Origin of the sequence: Mycobacterium kyogaense, assembly GCF_036946525.1 — a bacterium.
In the GTDB taxonomy this organism is placed as follows: Bacteria; Actinomycetota; Actinomycetes; order Mycobacteriales; family Mycobacteriaceae; genus Mycobacterium; species Mycobacterium kyogaense_A.
In genome coordinates this window covers 160,749-176,420 of the sequence record NZ_JAQIIY010000008.1, presented here as the reverse complement: position 1 = coordinate 176,420, position 15,672 = coordinate 160,749, and the positions used below count along the sequence as shown (strand labels likewise).

Annotated in this window: 12 protein-coding genes; 5 read left to right on the top strand and 7 right to left on the bottom strand. The window is 65.8% G+C overall.

Translation table 11 applies throughout. The features are described from left to right. Positions 1 to 3: 3 nt before the first annotated feature. Entirely contained in the window at positions 4 to 531 is a 528-nt protein-coding gene (locus PGN37_RS06570) for a helix-turn-helix domain-containing protein (RefSeq protein WP_335330220.1), read from the bottom strand. A gap of 48 nt (positions 532 to 579) precedes the next feature. On the opposite strand from PGN37_RS06570, the gene PGN37_RS06565 reads away from it, so the two are divergent. The 5 genes from PGN37_RS06565 (at position 580) to PGN37_RS06545 (ending at position 5,901) form a co-directional block, all read left to right on the top strand. Beyond that, positions 580 to 1,773 (top strand): benzoate/H(+) symporter BenE family transporter, encoded by a 1,194-nt coding sequence (locus PGN37_RS06565; protein WP_335330219.1) that lies wholly within the window; start codon positions 580 to 582, stop codon positions 1,771 to 1,773. Between the two features lie 146 nt (positions 1,774 to 1,919). Next, entirely contained in the window at positions 1,920 to 2,951 is a 1,032-nt protein-coding gene (locus PGN37_RS06560; protein ID WP_335330218.1) for an acetamidase/formamidase family protein, read from the top strand. Then, the gene (locus PGN37_RS06555; protein WP_335330217.1) at positions 2,948 to 3,367 is read left to right on the top strand and encodes a RidA family protein; all 420 of its coding nucleotides are present in this window, start codon (positions 2,948 to 2,950) and stop codon (positions 3,365 to 3,367) included. The genes PGN37_RS06560 and PGN37_RS06555 overlap by 4 nt, the downstream gene beginning before the upstream one ends. Before the next feature lie 153 nt (positions 3,368 to 3,520). Further along, entirely contained in the window at positions 3,521 to 5,140 is a 1,620-nt protein-coding gene (locus PGN37_RS06550; RefSeq protein WP_335330216.1) for a phytoene desaturase family protein, read from the top strand. Next, positions 5,137 to 5,901 (top strand): hypothetical protein, encoded by a 765-nt coding sequence (locus PGN37_RS06545; RefSeq protein WP_335330215.1) that lies wholly within the window; start codon positions 5,137 to 5,139, stop codon positions 5,899 to 5,901. The genes PGN37_RS06550 and PGN37_RS06545 overlap by 4 nt, the downstream gene beginning before the upstream one ends. 91 nt (positions 5,902 to 5,992) lie before the next feature. On the opposite strand, the gene PGN37_RS06540 is transcribed toward PGN37_RS06545, so the two are convergent. From PGN37_RS06540 to PGN37_RS06510, 6 genes are all read right to left on the bottom strand, one after another. Next, entirely contained in the window at positions 5,993 to 6,586 is a 594-nt protein-coding gene (locus PGN37_RS06540; RefSeq protein ID WP_335330214.1) for a TetR/AcrR family transcriptional regulator, read from the bottom strand. A 180-nt stretch (positions 6,587 to 6,766) separates the two neighbouring features. Beyond that, positions 6,767 to 7,669, bottom strand: a complete 903-nt coding sequence (locus tag PGN37_RS06535; RefSeq protein WP_335330213.1) for a PPE family protein — start codon at positions 7,667 to 7,669, stop codon at positions 6,767 to 6,769. A gap of 449 nt (positions 7,670 to 8,118) precedes the next feature. Continuing rightward, positions 8,119 to 9,135: a serine hydrolase domain-containing protein gene (locus tag PGN37_RS06530; RefSeq protein WP_335330212.1), complete on the bottom strand. Its 1,017-nt coding sequence runs from the start codon at positions 9,133 to 9,135 to the stop codon at positions 8,119 to 8,121. A 20-nt stretch (positions 9,136 to 9,155) separates the two neighbouring features. After that, entirely contained in the window at positions 9,156 to 9,632 is a 477-nt protein-coding gene (locus PGN37_RS06525; RefSeq protein WP_335330211.1) for a GNAT family N-acetyltransferase, read from the bottom strand. Positions 9,633 to 9,918: 286 nt separating this feature from the next. Next, positions 9,919 to 10,206: a hypothetical protein gene (locus PGN37_RS06515; protein ID WP_335330210.1), complete on the bottom strand. Its 288-nt coding sequence runs from the start codon at positions 10,204 to 10,206 to the stop codon at positions 9,919 to 9,921. 191 nt (positions 10,207 to 10,397) lie between these two features. Next, entirely contained in the window at positions 10,398 to 15,644 is a 5,247-nt protein-coding gene (locus PGN37_RS06510; protein WP_335330209.1) for an Ig-like domain-containing protein, read from the bottom strand. Positions 15,645 to 15,672: the final 28 nt, after the last annotated feature.

Below are 15,672 nucleotides of genomic sequence, written 5' to 3'. Positions count from 1 at the left end.
TGATCACTTTCGGTGCGGTCGCCCGGTGGTAATCACTACCACCGCCTCGGCCGCGCCGTCGACGGCGGCGAAGCGATGACGCCGATCGCTCGACCAACTCAGTGTCGACCCCGCCTCGATCAGGGTTTCCTCACCGACGGGTCCGGCCAGAACCCGACCGTCCACCACTGTGAGGTGTTCGCGGGTGCCCGCGCCGTGAGATGGCGAGACATGCTCTGCACCGACGGGGAACTCCAGTCGGAACACCTCGACGGTGACGCGGGCCAGGTGCCGCACGGACAGCAGCACCGTCCGCATTCCGCCGTCTGCTGCTGAGCGAGCGCCGGGTGTCTCGCCGACGAGCGCGGTCAGAGGTACGTCCAGGGGTGCGCAGAGCGAGTAGAGGGTCTCGATGGTGGGATTGCGTTTACCCGCTTCGATTTCCGATAGCGATCCCTTGCCGACGCCGGCGCGACGAGCGAGTTCGGACAACGTGAGTCCACGCTCGGACCGGAGCTCGCGAAGCCGGCGACCGACGTCTTCGGAATTCATCCGACCATGCTACGTTCTGTTTGCGGAACGCGTTCCGTTTACCGAACGATGGGTTTGCGAGTGGATCAGGACGTCTCGAAGGCGGTGCCGGTCGGTGCCGGTGTGGTGTGCGCGCTCGTCGGATTCACCTCGTCGTTCGCGGTGGTGCTCGCGGGATTACGTGCAGTAGGAGCAGATTCGGGACAGGCGGCGTCGGGCCTGCTGGCGGTGAGCGTGGCGATGGGTGCGGCGACGATGCTGTTGTCGTGGAAATTTCGGATGCCGATCACCTGTGCGTGGTCGACGCCGGGAGCTGCGCTGCTGATCAGTACCGGCGCGGCGGCAGGGGGATGGCCTGCGGCGGTCGGCGCCTTCGCCGTCACCGCGATACTGCTGCTCGCCACTGGTCTGTGGCCGGCGCTGGCTCGCGCCGTGGCCCGCATTCCCCACTCCGTCGCCCAGGCGATGCTGGCGGGGGTGCTGCTGCCGCTGTGCATCGCTCCGGTGACCGCTCTGGCCGGCGATCCGGTGGCGATTGCGCCGGTGCTACTGGTGTGGCTGATCGTGGCGGCGACGCGGCCCCGCTGGGCGGTACCTGCGGCGTTCGGCGCCGCCCTGCTCGTGTTGGCGGTGACGTTGGTGCGGGAGCACACCGTGCCCGCGGCCTCGTCGTGGACTCCGCTCGTGCAGGTGACCGCGCCCAGCCTCACGGTGGCGGCTGTCACCGGCATCGCCCTTCCGTTGTACATCGTCACGATGGCCGCGCAGAACATCCCGGGTGTCGCCGTCATGGCCGGGTTCGGCTACCACGTTCCCTGGCGTCCGGCGCTGACGGTCACGGGGGTAGCCTCCCTGCTGGCGTCCCCGTTCGGCGGTCACGCCGTCAACCTCGCCGCCATCAGCGCCGCGTTGGCTGCCGGACCGGATGCGGATCCCAATCCACGCCGTCGCTGGATAGCCGGAGTCACGACCGGAATCGCTTATTGCGCATTGGGTCTGACCTTGTCGGGATTGACGGCGGTCGTGCTCGCCGCGCCGACCGGGCTCGTACAAGCCGTCGCCGGGGTAGCGCTGCTGGGTGCGTTCGCCAGCGCGTGCACCGGCGCCATGTCCGACGAGTCGGCACGCCTACCGGCTGCGGTGACGCTCGTGGTCGCGGCCTCCGGCACGACGGTAGCCGGGGTCGGCGCGGCATTCTGGGCACTGCTCATCGGGGTGGTCGTCTACTGGTTGTTTCGCCGAACAGCGCGCACTCGAGCCTGACCCACGACGTCGACAGCATGCCGGGTCGCGATCGTGAACAACTGACACGCAACACTTTTGGCGCTACCGCGACACCCCGCGATGTGCACAGGGAAAGGTGAATCGCTCACCCTGCGGCACACCGGCACCCCTGGCATGATGTCCCGATGTATCACGTCCTGCCAGCCACCCCGGCGACCGTGCACTGGGGATATTTCGATCCAGCTCTTCCGGCGGTGCTCACGGTGAACTCAGGCGACCTCGTGGCCGTCGAGACCTTCACCCACCATGCCGGAGATGCTCCGGACCTGTTGATGGACAGCGATATTCAGACAGTCTTCGATCAGGTCGACGACCGTGGACCTGGCCCGCACCTTCTGACCGGTCCCGTCGCGGTCGCCGGGGCACTCCCCGGCGACGTGCTGCAGGTCGACATTCTCGAGGCCACCCCGCGCCTGCCCTACGGCTCCAACCTGGCCGCGCACTGGGGCTATCTCTACGACCTCACCGGCGCCGAACGCGTCACCATCTACGAACTCGACATCGCCGCGCTGCGAGGACGTGCGCTTTTCGGCTACGACTGGACCACGACGGCGCTGGCCGACCAACCGGGAACGGTCGTCGAACCGACAAGCGTCACACGCGAACCGGCGCTGCCCGGAGTGGCCGTCGCGCTGCGACCGCATTTCGGCACGATGGGCGTGGCACCGGCAGCTACCGGACGGGTGTCATCGGTGCCACCCGGCGACCACGGAGGGAACATCGACAACTGGCGAATCGGCGTCGGCGGCCGGATGTATTACCCCGTCCACGTCGCCGGCGCCTTACTGTCGATCGGTGACCCACACGTATCCCAAGGGGACGGCGAGATCAGCGGCACCGCATTGGAGGCGTCGTTGAACGGGCTGCTGCGGCTGACGGTACGTCGCGACCTGCCGTTCACGGTTCCAGTGCTGGAGACGACAACCGAACTGCTCGTCCATGGCTTCGGCGACAGCCTCGATGCAGCGATGCGGGCGGCAGCAGTCCGCGCCCTCGATCTCCTGCAGCAGCTTTACGGTCTCTCCCGTGCCGACGCGTACTCCTACATGTCCGTGGCGGTGGACTTCACCGTCACTCAAGTGGTCGACCAGCGTCAGGGCGTACATGCGCGGATCGACAAACGGTCCTTCGCCGGCCCATGGGGGAGAGCGGCATGAACGCAGCGGGTGGGATTCGCCCCTTCTCATTCACTCCCGCCGACGGAGTGCCGCCGTCGGTCGCTCCTTTCGTGCACGCCACCGCCGCCGGCGAGACGCTTTATGTGACAGGCCAAATGCCCACCGACACCAGTGGATCGGTGGTCAGTGAGGACATCGCCGCCCAGACCGACCAGGTGCTGACCAATCTGATGCGGGTGACGCAGCTGTGCGGTGGGGAACTGGCAGACGTGATCTCGGTGCGGGCGTATCTCACCGACTGGTCTGAGTATCAGGCGTTCAACGCTGCGTATGCCGCCTGGTTTCCGGACCGGTTGCCGTCACGGACCTGCGTCGGGGTGACCGGCCTGGCGGTCGATGCCCGCGTCGAAATCGACTGGGTGTGCTGGCGAAGCGGCGGGTGGGGTTCGACGTAAACCTGGGCGGCGGCCTAGTGGCGCAAGCCGTGTGCGTAGACGCAGGTGATCTGCCACCGCGTGACGACAACCGGGTCCCTCGACCGACGAACCCGGGAAATCGATTGACGAATCAATATTGATTTTTAATTCAGATTCATCAACAATCGGCCTATGCACCAGCTCACACCCTCGGCCGGCACCGACGTACCTCACTCACCCGACTACGTCGTCATCGGTGCGGGCCACAACGGATTGACTGCAGCCTGCTACCTCGCGAAGGCAGGTCACAGCGTCGCCGTTCTCGAGGCGTCACCGCGGATCGGGGGAATGACGACCACCAACCCACTCTTCGCCGATGCGCCAGGACACCTGTTCAACGAGGGTGCCATCCAAGCCACAGGGATCTTCGGCCTCTCCGGTGTCACAGAGGAACTCGAGCTGGGCAAATACGGGCTGCGGATGGTTCCTGTCGACCCGGCACACGTTCAGCTAGCGCCCGACGGGAGCTCGTTGGCGATCTGGAAGGACGCGAGCAGGACTGCCGACGAACTGCGCAGGTTCTCGAAGAAGGATGCGCAAGCCTGGCTCGACCTGGCGAATGCTCTGGACCCTGCGATGGATCTCGTCGTGGCATACATGAAGGCGCATCCCCTCCGCCCCTGGACGAAAGAGATGGCATCGGCAGTAGCCCGAGCTGCGCGTCATCCGAAACGCCTGTGGTCCCTTCGACATTTCGCCACGGCGTCGCACACCGAGTTCCTCGACGAGACCTTCGAGTCGGAGCTTCCCAAAGGCGCGCTGGCAGCGATGGCAGCGTTCTCTCAGATGCGACTTGATATGACGGCGTGGGCCATGATCTACCTCGGCATCGTCCAGAAGACGCCGAACCTCATGCCCATAGGCGGTACCGGCTCCCTTCCGGCTGCGATGAGCCGCTGTCTGCTCGCTCATGGCGGCACGATCCACACCGGCGTTCGGGTCAACGAGATCGTCGTCAGCAATGACCGCGTCACAGCGTTGCGACTCGACAACGACAAGCTCGTGCGTCCGAGGGTCGGCGTCATCAGTACCTGCAACCCGGTGATCACGCTCAACGAGCTACTGCCCGAGGGCACCTTGGACCGAAAGATGTCAATTCGCGCGCAGGACATACCCATTCGTAAGACCCATGCGACATCGTTGAAGATCAACGTCGCGCTATCGGGTGAGGTCTCCATGGCGCGCCATGAGAAGTGGCGCGGCAACGACATCGATCTGCGGCGCCACCTCGTTGCTTGGCACACGCTCAAGGAGCAGGACGCGGGATGGAACTCCGTCGTGCGCGGGGAATGGCCGGACCCGGTGCCCGTGAGCTGCGCAATGATCCCGTCGGCTGTTGACCCGACACAGGCCCCCACGGGCCAAAGTACTTTCTACCTCTGGTCGGGAGTCATTCCGGTGACACCCAATGAACCGTGGGAAGACGTGCGCGACAAGGTCGGCGACTCGGTGCTGCGCAATTGTGCCGAGTACTACGACGGACTCGATGATCTGGAGATCGACCGAAAGGTGCTCGGCGGGCCCGATATCGAAGAGCGATTCAACGCTCCAGCGGGCAACGTCTACCACGTCGACCCCTTGATCACTCGGTTCGGACCGATGAAGCCGGCCCCGGGCCTCGGCGCCTACCGCACGCCGATCGATGGCCTTTACCTCAGTGGGGCCGGCACTCATCCTGTGGGCGGGGTCTGTGCGCTTCCGGGAAAGCTCGCCGCCCAGACGGCACTGCGCGAACTCCGGGTCGCGAAGTGACGGCACCCCAACTTCGTGCCGCCACTTTCGACGAGGACACGTTGATCGCGGACGCTGAACTGTCTCGACGATTCCAGATGTTCAGTGCGTGGTGCGGCGTCGCCTTCGTCATTCTGCTCTTTGGTGGGTGGGGGATCATGGGCGGCTTCATCCCACTCATCTCCGCTGCGGAGTCGCACGCGGAGATAGCAGCTGCGCTCGCACAGAACCCAGTGCTACACAAGGTCGGCCTCAGCCTGGGCATGATCGGAATCACTCTGACGCTGCCCTTCTATCTCGTCATCAGCGTCCAGATGCGTCGAGCCGAGCCGAGGCAGCCGCTCATGTCTGCGCTGCAATTGATCTGCGGCATCATCATCACCGCAGTGCTGCTGATTCCGATGTTGATCTTCATCGTCACGGCCTTTCGACCGGAACGCTCGCCAGAGCTCTCGCAGATGCTCAACGACATGAGCTACATCATGCTGATCCTGCCGTGGCCACCGATCATCGGTCAGATCGCGGCGATCGTCATCACGACGCTAAGACGGCGGCCAGCTGTACAGGTGTTTCCGCGGTGGGTGGGATTCTTCACTCTGTGGGTGGGTGTCTTGCTGCTGCCGGCGAACATGATCATCTTCTTCCGCGACGGACTCATGGCGTGGACGGGATTGATCGGATTCTGGATCCCGGCGGCGGCCTTCGGCATCTGGTATCCGATCATGACGTGGGCACTGCTGCGTGCGATACGGCAACAGTACGAGAGCGGCGATCCCGACTAGGCCGAAACACTCGTCGGTGACGTGCCGCCGAACATCGAGACTGCAAGCGAGTCAGGAGGTTCCGCGCCTGGCTCCGCGACTGGAGATCGACTCATGAATACGCTGCCAGCGCCGGCAGATCGAGATTCGCGATCGATCGCGCCTCCTCGGCGTCGACCCCGAAAGAACGCAACATCATTTCTGCGCCGGCACTTTCGACCGCAGGACCGGGCTCGAGACGACCAGACAGAATCGCCCTGATGGCGGCGACCGCCGAGGCGGCCACCGATGACAGACACAATTCGACGTTCGGGATGTCGAACCGCCCGCAGCTGATCCCTCGTCTCAATGTGTCTGTGGCCCATGGCTGCACGGCTTCCTCGAACTGACCCTCCACGTGATAACGGTCCACGAGAACACTCGCCAGTTCGGGTTCCTTCCAGCCGAAGCGCAAGAATCGGCGATACGCGGCCGCAGCGGCAACCGCGGGATCCGACTCATCCTGCGCTGCTTGACCGATCATCGACGCCAACGATTCCAGAGCCTGCGCGACGATGGCCTCGACAAGCGCATCCTTGTTCTCGAAGTACGTATAGAAGGTTCCGAATCCCACGTCCGCGCGCGCTGTCACGTCGCTGATGCGCAGAGCATGGATGCCCGATCCGGCGATCGTCGACCGCGCTGCCGTCAACAGGCGCTGTCGCACTTCGGCCTTCCGTCGGTCCCTTCGGCCCGACGGGATCGCGTCAGCGCTCAACGTTCGCGATTCCGTCCATCGCACCAGTATCCCCGACGAACCACGACGTTGAACAGCGCACAAGATGGGGCGCCGTTCCGGCGATCGGCACACACCTGTGTAGCGAGGTAGTCCGGTGTCAGAGCCGGGTCACCGCGGGGCCGATGTCTGAGTTGTCGGAACACGTCCGGCCAGCATCTCCAGGTACATGACTTCCGTGGCGACGATCGCGGGCCCATTCATGCTGAAGAAGTTCGCAGCGATCAGTGCAGTCAGCTCCGCCCGATTGATCGACAGCGTCGGAGGCGCAGCACCGGCGGAGAACGCGGACTCGTAGCTCATTGCGGCGGCCCGTGCCTGCGCCGCCGCATTCTCGGCATGGCCCGCTGTTGTGGCCAACCATCCGGCATAGGACTCCGCCGCCGATGACACCACCGATCCAACCCGCGTTGATCCGCCCAGGTTGTCGGCAACATGATCAAAGGCACCAGCTGCGGAATTGAGATGTCGGGCAAGCCCATTCCATGTCGCCGCCCCCGACAGCAGGGCTTCGGTGCCCACGCCCGTCTGCCATCGGTTCGAGTTGACCTCCGGGGGAGCCGTGCCCCTGTCGGCGATGGCTTCTTCGACGTCGTCGGCGAACGTCTTCTTCTGCGCCCCGAGTGCCGCTTGCTCTTCGTTGAAGGCAGCAGTTTGGGCTTCTATCCGTTCGGTGATCTCATCGCTTGCCGAGTCAGTCGCGTGCAGCCGAATTGCTCTAGTGTGGGGCGCCTTTTCAGCTGCTGGCGATGACTGGCCGGCATCGTCTCCGCCGTCGTGGTGGGTTCCACGAGAGCGCAGACGGAGGACGCGGGTATCGTGCCGCTCATCAGGCGAGGGCCTGCGGGAAGTCGTGCGTTTTGTCGAAGACGCTGAACGTGGCGTCTTAGTCGCAGTCGCGTGATGCACCGCATGGGAGATGCTCGCATCCGCGGTGTCCGCGTGAGCAACGCCCGAGCCGCCGGCGAGAGCGGCACTCGCGCCCAGCGCGAATACTCCGGCACCCAGCCACACGGCGGGCTCTCGGAGTGAACGCCTATGTGATGCGCCGTCGTGTCGACGCGATTGCCGAGATCTCATCATCGCCCCCAACCCTGAACCGAGCCGCGGCCCAGCAAACCGACGCTAACACGGTTGGCGACCAGTTCGGAGACGGTTTGCCCGCAGATGTGAACGTGCCCGGGGGAGAGCTGCGGCCACAGTGATCGGTCATGCGGGATAGCCGACCTCGAGCATGAGTTCGAACTGCAGCGACGCATCAACGAATTGGAGAGTTACGGGTTCTGTGCCCTGGAATCACCGCGGCGGCGGTGGCAGTTCAGATCTGCTGCCGTGTGCACGAATAAATCTGGGGGCGGGTGCACTGGAATATGGCTGCCGTTGAAGTTTGTTGCCGTCCGAGACTCCAAGGCCCGTTTGGTCCAGCCCAGCGGTCGCCTTATCGTCAGGGGAGTCGCCCTGTCCTATTGGCGGCGTGCGGCGTCGAGCAGTAGCGATATCGCGATGTCATCCAGTGCTACCGCGGTGTTGGCCAAGACGATGACTGCCGCGGCACGTGTGCGGTCGAGCGTCAGCATGCTGGCAAAGCCACCCGTCGCGCCGTTGTGCCACGTGATGTCCGACCCGTCGATGCGATCGGTGAACCACGCGTAGCCCACTCTGCTCTGGCCGTCGGCGTCCCAGCGTGGTGTAAGCGCGGCCAGACCCCGTACCGAGCCGTCGAGTAGTGCTTGCGCGAAGCGAGCCATGTCATCCGGTGTCGAGCGCACGCCACCGGCGGGTGCGTATGCGCCCATCGTCCACGCCTGCTCGGCTCTGCCGCGGGCATTCCACCCCGTGGGAGCGTTGGAGGGTAGGTCATGGGCGACCAGCGGGATAGTGGACTGCCGCATGCCAAGCGGGTCGAATAGGTGACGGTGCAGCAGGTCGGAATACGTGACTGCGGCGTGGGCGGCCACGGCGTGACCGAGTAGCGCTGCGCCGACGTTGGAATAGGAAAAGCGGCCTCTGGCAACGATCTTCATCGACTTTGCGTGCGCGAGCAGCCCAGGAAGGTCGGCGGTGTATGGATTGCGGCGGCGAACGACGGCCGCAGCGGCGGTGATGCGATCCTTCACACCATTCGCGATGCGCGGCAGCCCGGACCGATGACTGGCCAACTCTTCCAGCGTCACGCCGGCGGCGTCGCTGTCGTCGAGATCGAGCAGGCTTCCCACGGTGGTGTCGGGCCTCAACAGCCCGCTGTCGACGGCCTCTGCGAATAGCAGCGACGTCATGGTCTTGGTGAGGGAGCCGATTTCGTACACGGTGTCGGGTCCCGCTCCAAAGTGCGCCTCACGGCGGGTCCCCTTATGGAGGTGCACGACGCTGATGCGGTCGCGACAGCCAGCCGCTTGCGCCATGGCCTCGATGCGGTCGATCAGAATCCGATCGCCCGTCGCGGGTCCAAGTTGTGGGCAGACCCCGCGGTAGCGCTCCACCGACCTCAGATGCAAGCACTTCATCGAAGATCCTTGACCAACGCCAGGCCCAGCGGACCGTTGCCTTGCCCGACTACCCGAAAGCCCTTGCGTTCATAGAGCCGCTTGGCGGGATTGCGCATATGGACGTTGGTACACATCGCGGCATAGCTATCAGCGAGGTCAGCGAAGAGTGCGTCGAGCAGCATGCCCCCGATACCAGCACCACGGTGCTCGGGGGCGACCGCGATGCACAGCTCGGGCAGTGGCACACCCGCCGCGTCACAGCGCAGCGGTGGGGTGCCGTAATAGGTCCACACCGCACCAACTAGTGTGCCGCTGCGATCTTCGGCGACGATCGGTACTACTCCGGCCGGCGGGAGCATTTCCATCACTTCTTCATCGTCGTGGCCGGGAAGAGGCCGGTCTTCAATGACGCAGGCGTGACGCGCCATCTCGACCACAAAGGAGCCATCATCGGCTCTCGCCGCGCGAAAGGCGATGCGCGCACGTGTCATCGCCGGATTCTTGCAGACCCCCGGTGCCGCCCACACCTTGGTTTTCACTTCCTGCGGGGCGAGGTGTCCGGTGGACGGGCCTTGGGCCGTCGGGTCCGAGGCTGCAGTGCCGCGGCCGACCCTTCTGATGTCAGTTGTTTACGGAACTCGTAGAACGACTTTGGCGAGATGCCCTGCTCAGCGCAGAACGCCGAGACGAACACGGCGCTGCTCCCGCACGTGCCAGACACCATGAGTAGTGAAGCTTCACCGGATCGCTGTCGCAGAGCACCACTCGGCCGACAAGTCACGAAGTTGACCCGAGGAACGTCAATCCTAGCCACCGTCTGGCGTCGCGCGGGAGCGCCGAGCGTCCGATCAGGGTGACGGTGGCGCAAACACAACGGCCTTCGATGAGGCCGACGTAGCCAGCGGCTTCCCCGACTGCGAAGCTACTGTCCTGCAATCGCTTTCGGCCTCGTCCATGTTTGACCAGGATGTCCTCGCCGCGCAGCAGGTACCAGGTGGCGGCCGACAACGGTTGGCCGTCGGAGTGCACGGTGCTGATGACCTCGGGGTTGGCCTTGGCCAGCATCTCCTTGGCTTGGTCGGACGGAGACGACGACGTGGTGGACTCCTTCGCGGCGGGACGACCTCTAGCCGGTCTGTACACAGACGGCGGCCGGGGAACCCGCGCGGCGCCGCGTCGATGGAGCCTGACCTGGCGGAGACGCCGAACCGCCCCGGCCGGTGGCCGGGGCGGTCGGTTTCCAGCGGGGGGGACCGCTAGACCTGGGTGGTGCGGATGTAGAACGAGTCCATTCCGAAGCAGGAGAAACCGGGGTTCTCACTGGTGAAGACGACTTTGTCCACACCGTTGAATTCGCTTCCCATGGACACGGAGACGGCAGGGAAACCCCAGTCCTCCGGCGACAACAGGACCCGAGCGCCGGTGGCGACTCCGTTGAGGAAGCCCTGCACGTAGGTCTTCTCGTTCCCTGATGCCGGCCCGCCCGGCTGATCCGTGTTCGACGTGAGCACGAAGTAGTCGAAGTCGAACACCCCGCCCCCGTCCTTCCGAATCTCGATGGAGGTCATGTCACCGTTGTTCCAGTGACCGTGGATGACATCGTTACCGGTTCCGTAATAGTTGCCGATGTCGCCGCCTGAACCGCCGATGTAATCGAAGACGTACCCGTTCTCGACGTAGTAGTCGACGTTCTGTAGCAGCCCCCTGTTGGACGTGGTCCCCGTCGTCCCGTTCGAGAAGTACGCCGTACCGCCGGTGAAGGTCACCGTCGCACCGACGCAATTCTGCGGGCAGCCCTGCGGGGGCGGTGCGGGTCCCACGATCGCACCGATCGGCACCGTGACCACCACAGCCGTGACCCCACCGTGTCCGTCGTCGAGGGTCGCGACGAAAGAGTCTGCTTGATCGGCAGCGGTCGCACCCGCCGCGCTGGCATCCTGGCGGGCTTGATCCGTCGGAACGTATGTGAACGCACCGGTGCCGGCATCGATGGTGATGGTGCCGCCCTTGGTCGAGGTCAGCGGCGCCCCGAAGGCCAGGGTGTCACCATCTGCGTCGCTGCCGGTGACCACTCCGCTGACCAGCCCGAGCGATCCGCCCGGCGAGCCCGCCGTGAAACCGCCAGTGGGCGCCGTGTTCTCGGGTGCGATGTCGAGGCTCACGAACACGGTGGACGTGCCACCGTGACCATCGCTGACTGTCACCAGGAACGAGTCGATCAGGTCGGCGGCCGTCGCATTCGTTGCGGCGGCAAGGTGACGGATCGCTGCGGTGGGTGTGTAGGTGAAGGCACCCGTCGCCGAGTCGACCGTGACGGTGCCGCCCTTGACCGAGGTGGCCGGACCGCTGAAGGTGGTGGCGTCCCCGTCACCGTCGGTGGCGATCACCGTTCCGGCGACGACGCCCGTGGACGCACTCGGGGTGCCGGGTGAGGCGAGGGCCGTCGGCGCGACGTTGGCCGGGGTGATGGTGACGGTGACCGGGACCTGCGTCACTCCGCCGTGGCCATCGTCGACGAGCGCGATGAAGGTGTCCACCTTGTCCGCCGCGGTGGCACCGGCGGCAGCGGCCGCGTGCTGAGCGGCTGCACTCGGGGTGTACACGAACGCCCCGGTGACGGCGTCGATGGTGACGGTGCCGCCCTTAGTGCTCGTTCCCGACGAGCCGTAGGACACCGCGTCGCCGTCACCGTCGCTCCCGACGACCGTGCCGGTGATGACGCCGGTGCTGTTGGGGACGAAATTGCCTGTCACAGTGACGTTGTCGATGCTCAGCCTCGCACCCGCGGCCCGGCCCCGCGTGGCATCCCAGGAGCCGGCGACGAAGACGAACTTGTACACACCGGCAGTCGGGACGATGAAGTCGACCCCGGTGATGGGCTTCACGTCGGCGGCCGAGGATCCCGTCGCATCCAGGATGATGTGTGTCGCACCGGTGTTGACGTCCACGATGTAGCCGAGCACGTCGTAGGCGTCGTCACCGCCACTGGCCTCCCAGTCGAAGTGAACGACAGCCCCGGCCTGGATCGGCACAGCGTCGTCGGACACGATCACCGGCCCGTGCACCACACCGCCACTGCCGACGGGGGTGTTCAGGACGCCGCTGAGGATCGACTGCAGGACGGCGCGGCCGGCGACCACGTTGGCGATGTAGTTCCCGAAGCTGATGGCGCTGGCTTCGACACCGCCGTCGGGCGCATTGGTGGGGTCGGTGGGGGTGAGCCAACCACCCACGGAGTCCACACCCATCCGGATGCGCTGCAGCAGCGTGGTCCAACCGGTCAGCGTCGTCGTGAAATCGCCGTTGGCGAAGCTGGTTCCGACCACCACTGCAGTCGGTGCATTGTTGGCCGGGCTGAGATTCACGCTCACCGTGAGGGTGGTCGTGCCGCCGTGACCGTCGTCGACCGTGACCGTGAAGAGATCACTCTTGTCTGCTGCGGAGGCGTTCACCGCGGACGCCGCGTGACGCACCGCCGCCGTCGGCGTGTAGGTGAAGGCGCCCGTGACCGGGTCGATACTGACCGTGCCGCCCTTCACCGACCGCACGGGGGCGGTGAACGTCATCGTGTCGCCGTCGGCGTCGCTGACCGAAACCGTTCCGGTGACCGCCCCGTTGGCTCCGGACGGCGCGTTGGCCGTGACCGTTCCGGTGGGTGCGGTGTTGGCGGGTGCGATGGCGACCGACACGGTCTGGACGGTGATGCCGCCGTGGCCGTCGTCGAGGGTGACGGTGAAGGTGTCGGTCTGGTCGGCGGTACTCGCACCGTTGGCTGCTGCCGCGTGACGGGCTGCTGCGGATGCGGTGTAGGTGAACTGTCCGGTGGCCGCGTCGATCGTGACGGTGCCGCCCTTGGCCGAGGTGCCGGTGGCGCTGTAGGTCGCGGTGTCTCCGTCGGAGTCGGTGGCGGTGACCGTGCCGTTGACGGTGCCGGTGGTCGGGTTGGGGGTGCCGGTGGTGACGCTGCCGGTGGGACCCTGGTTGGCGCCGAGGATGGCGACCGACACGGTCTGGACGGTGATGCCGCCGTGGCCGTCGTCGAGGGTGACGGTGAAAGTGTCGGTTTGGTCTTCGGTGCTGGCCCCGTTGGCCGCGGCGGTGTGTCGCGCGGCAGCGGTGGGGGTGTAGGTGAAGGTCTTGGTGGCCGCGTCGTAAGTGACGGTGCCACCCTTGTCGCTTTGGGACACCGTGACCACGGCACCGTCGCCGTCGTCGTCGTTGACCGTCAATCCGATGTCGACCGCACCGGTCGCCGCATTGGGTCCGCCCTTGACCGTGACTGTCCCGGTTGGTGCTGTGTTGGCGGGTGCGATGGCAACGCTGACCGTCATGGTGGTGATGCCGCCGTGACCGTCGTCGATGCTGACCGTGAACGTATCGGTCTTGTCGGCGTCAGAGGCTCCGTCGGCAGCCGCGGCGTGGCGTGCCGAGGTGCCGGCCTGGTAGGTGAACTGTCCGGTGAGCGCGTTGATGGTGACGGTGCCGCCCTTGTCGGACATCCCGCTGACGCTGAATCGCGGTGCGTCGTTGTCACCGTCGGTGACGGTGACCGTGCCGGCGACCACGCCGGTGGTGGGATTGGGTGTCCCGGAGACCGACGATCCCGTGGGGGCGGCATTGGCCGGGGCGATGTCCACGGTGACCGACAGCGTGGTCACGCCGCCGTGGCCATCGTCGACGGTGACGGTGAAGGTGTCGGTCTTGTCAGCGTCGCTCGCGCCATCGGCCGCCGCGGCGTGGCGGGCAGCCGCACTGGCGACGTACGTGAATTCACCAGTGGCGGAATCGATGACGATTGTGCCGCCCTTATTGGACGCCGACGCGGTGAAGACGGCCGCATCCTGGTCGGAGTCCGCGACGGTGATCGCGCCGCCGACCGCACCCGAGCTGTTCGGCTGCCCCACGCTGACCGTGCCGGTCGGTGAGGCGTTCTGACCCACGATCGCGACGGTCACCGACACGGTGGTGATGCCGCCCTTGCCGTCATCGACGGTGATGTCGAAGGTGTCGGTCTTGTCGGCGTCGGTGGCGTTGTCGGCGGCGGCGTCGTGGCGCGCGGCGGCGCCGGGCTTGTAGACGAAGGCACCCGTCAGCGGGTCGACGGTGACGGTGCCGCCCTTGGCGCTCGTTCCCGAGGTCCCGAAGACCGGGCGGTCGCCCTCGCTGTCCTCGAACTGGAGCGAGCCGGTGATCTGACCGGTCACGGCGTTGGGCTGACCCACCGTCGGTGTTCCGACCACGGGGGCGTCGTTGACCGGCTTCACGGTGATGACGACGGTCCCGGTCGCGGTCCCTCCCGCCGAGTCACCCACGGTGTAGGTGAACGAATCGGTGCCGTTGAAGTCCGCGTTCGGCTTGTAGACGAACGACCCGTCGGTGTTCATCGTCACCGACCCGTGCCGAGGATCGGTGGCGACCACGGGGGTCAGCGGATCCGATTCGGTGTCGGAGTCGTTGGCCAGGACGCCGCCCCCCGCGCCGACGGTCAGGGTGTCGTCCTCATCGACCGTGTAGGAGTCGTTGCCCGCCACGGGTGCATCGTTGACCGCGCCGACGGTGAGGGTGACGGTCGCCGTGACCGCGGCTCCGGCCGCATCGGTCACCACGTAGGTGAACGAATCGGTGCCGTTGTAATCCTTGGTCGGGGTGTAGGTGAATCGGTCGCCGGTGACAACGACGGAGCCGTGCTTGGGTTCGGTGCCGACCGTGTAGGTCAGCGGGTCGCCGTCACGATCGGCGCCCTTGAGGCCGGCCTCCAGGGTGCCGTCCTCGCTGATGCCGAAGTTCGAGTCGGTCGCGGTGGGGGCGTCGTTGACCGCCCGGATGGTGATACTCGCTGTGGCCGTGACGGTTTCGACACCGTCGGAAACCGTGTAGGTGAAGCTGTCGGTCCCATTGAAATCGGTGGTGGGGGTGTAGACGAACGTGCCGTCGCTGTTGAGCGTGATCGTGCCATGTGCTGGCCCCTCACCCAACGCAGCCTTCAGATCCTTCGCGGGGGTGTCGGGGTCGGAGTCGTTGGCGAGCACGTTGCCCGTGACGACGTCGTCCTCGGACCCGACATAGTTGTCGTCCTTCGCGACCGGCTTCTGAACCGTGGGCTCGACGACGACGGTGACCAGTTCGTAGTCACGGTGCACCGCGGCGCGCAGCCAACCCGCGAAGGTCGTCAGGTCACCGTCCTCGCGATCGCCGACGCGGACGAGGAACCGGTCTTTGCCGCCGGTGAGGGCGAATTGAGCTGTGGGAGTGTAGGTGAAGGTTCCCGTGGCCTGGTCGATGGTCACCGTGCCGTGGCGCGGGCCGAGGAATTTCTTGGCCGACCAGTAGCTGAGGGTGTCGCCTTCCTTGTCGGTGGCGCCGAAGACGAGCGGATCGCTGGCGTCGCCGACTTCGTCGACCTTGACGTGAATCACCCTGAAGGGCGTGAGGTCCGGCTTCCGGTTGCGCTGCACCTCGCGGCCCGCCATCGACAGCCAGGCCCACAGGGTGGTCGGCTCCATCGGCGAGTCGGGGGTGCTCGGGTTCGGG

Coding starts and splice junctions, on each gene's coding strand:
- PGN37_RS06570 (WP_335330220.1), bottom strand. CDS start 531: ATGAATTCCGAAGACGTCGGTCGCCGGCTTCGCGAGCTCCGGTCCGAG.
- PGN37_RS06565 (WP_335330219.1), top strand. CDS start 580: ATGGGTTTGCGAGTGGATCAGGACGTCTCGAAGGCGGTGCCGGTCGGT.
- PGN37_RS06560 (WP_335330218.1), top strand. CDS start 1,920: ATGTATCACGTCCTGCCAGCCACCCCGGCGACCGTGCACTGGGGATAT.
- PGN37_RS06555 (WP_335330217.1), top strand. CDS start 2,948: ATGAACGCAGCGGGTGGGATTCGCCCCTTCTCATTCACTCCCGCCGAC.
- PGN37_RS06550 (WP_335330216.1), top strand. CDS start 3,521: ATGCACCAGCTCACACCCTCGGCCGGCACCGACGTACCTCACTCACCC.
- PGN37_RS06525 (WP_335330211.1), bottom strand. CDS start 9,632: ATGACACGTGCGCGCATCGCCTTTCGCGCGGCGAGAGCCGATGATGGC.
- PGN37_RS06515 (WP_335330210.1), bottom strand. CDS start 10,206: ATGCTGGCCAAGGCCAACCCCGAGGTCATCAGCACCGTGCACTCCGAC.
- PGN37_RS06510 (WP_335330209.1), bottom strand. CDS start 15,644: ATGGAGCCGACCACCCTGTGGGCCTGGCTGTCGATGGCGGGCCGCGAG.